This is a genomic window from Micromonospora sp. NPDC049580 (genome assembly GCF_040675595.1).
Lineage (GTDB): Bacteria > Actinomycetota > Actinomycetes > Mycobacteriales > Micromonosporaceae > Micromonospora.
This window is the reverse complement of sequence record NZ_JBFAPG010000818.1, coordinates 1-1,272: the sequence shown is the minus strand read 5'-3', so window position 1 is coordinate 1,272 and position 1,272 is coordinate 1. Positions and strand designations below refer to the sequence as shown.

The 1,272-nt window shown below is 73.0% G+C and carries 1 protein-coding gene and 1 pseudogene; both read right to left on the bottom strand.

Features of this window, described 5'->3' with window-relative positions; translation table 11 throughout:
* Positions 1-38 precede the first annotated feature (38 nt).
* Positions 39-1,106 carry a polyprenyl synthetase family protein gene (locus AB0J68_RS32310; protein WP_354854588.1) on the bottom strand — a complete coding sequence of 356 codons (1,068 nt, stop codon included), beginning with the start codon at positions 1,104-1,106 and terminating at the stop codon, positions 39-41.
* Positions 1,103-1,272: pseudogene (locus AB0J68_RS32305) on the bottom strand (alkaline phosphatase family protein); the annotation flags it as partial. The gene AB0J68_RS32310 and the pseudogene AB0J68_RS32305, both read right to left, overlap by 4 nt.

The following is a 1,272-nucleotide window of genomic DNA, read 5'->3' as shown; positions in this document are numbered from 1 at the left end:
GCCGCCCCTCGTCGGGTGCGGCACGCGACGCCGACACGTCACGACTGCCGACCGGTCACCTGACTGGCCAACCCCACCAACGCCGCCCGTACCGAATCCGGGAGCGGGATCGCCGCCAGCGCTCCCGTCGCCGCTTCCTTGCGGATCCTGATCATCTGTTCGATCCGGTCCCGGGCGCCGGTGGCCTCGATGATCTCGCGCAGCTCGACCGCGCCGTCCGCGTCCAACTTCGGGTTGCCGAACAGCTCACGCAGCCGCAGGGTCTGCGACCGGTCGGCGGCGCTGCGGGCCAGCGCCATCATCACCGTGGGCTTGCCCTCGCGCAGGTCGTCCAGGATCGACTTGCCGGTGACCGCCGGATCACCGAAGACGCCCAACACGTCGTCGCGGAGCTGGAACGCGTCACCCAACGGATCACCGAACTCGCCGAGAGCCGCGATCAGCTCCGGCCCCGCCCCGGCCAGCGCCGCGCCGATCTGCAACGGTCGGGTGACCGTGTACCGGGCAGCCTTCATCCGTATCACGGTGAGCGCGCTGGCCACCGAGCCGTCACCCACCCCGGAGACCAGGTCGAGGTACTCCCCCGCGATCACCTCGGTGCGCATCAGCGCGAACACGGCGTAGCCCCGGTGCACCTGCTCGGTGTCCAGCCCGCACTCGTGGAACATCTGATCCGACCAGGCCGCGCAGAGGTCCCCGCAGAGCAGGGCGGTGTTGCGCCCGTACGCCTCGGGGTCGCCGCGCCACGACGAGCGGGCGTGCAGGTCGGCGAAGAGGCGGTGCACCGACGGTTCGCCCCGGCGGCGGTCGCTGCCGTCCAGGATGTCGTCGTGGATCAGCGCGAACGCGTGGAACAGCTCCAGCGCCGCCGCGGCCACCACGATCGGGCGGCCGTCGGCAGCCCCGGCAGCCCGCCAGCCCCAGTAGCAGAACAGCGGACGCAGCCGCTTTCCGCCGGCCAGCACGAACCGTTGCAGCGCGGTGAACACCCCGCGCGGCGCTCCGTCGGGCCAGTCCGGGCCCTGCCGGTCGAGGAAGGCGGCCAACTCCGCGTCGAAGCGCTCCCGCAGCCTGCTCGCGTCCGTCGGGGCGACGGTGGACGTCACGATCCCACCCCGGTCCGGCCACCGTCGCCGTTGGCCAACCCGGCCAACTCCAGCAGCAGCGCCTTCACCTCGGTGGCCGCGACCCGGTCCCGGGCAGCGGACGGGTCGGAGCAGAGCAGCACCGGGGCGTCCGCCGGGTCGCTGGGCAGCCGCCCGTGTGAGCCGC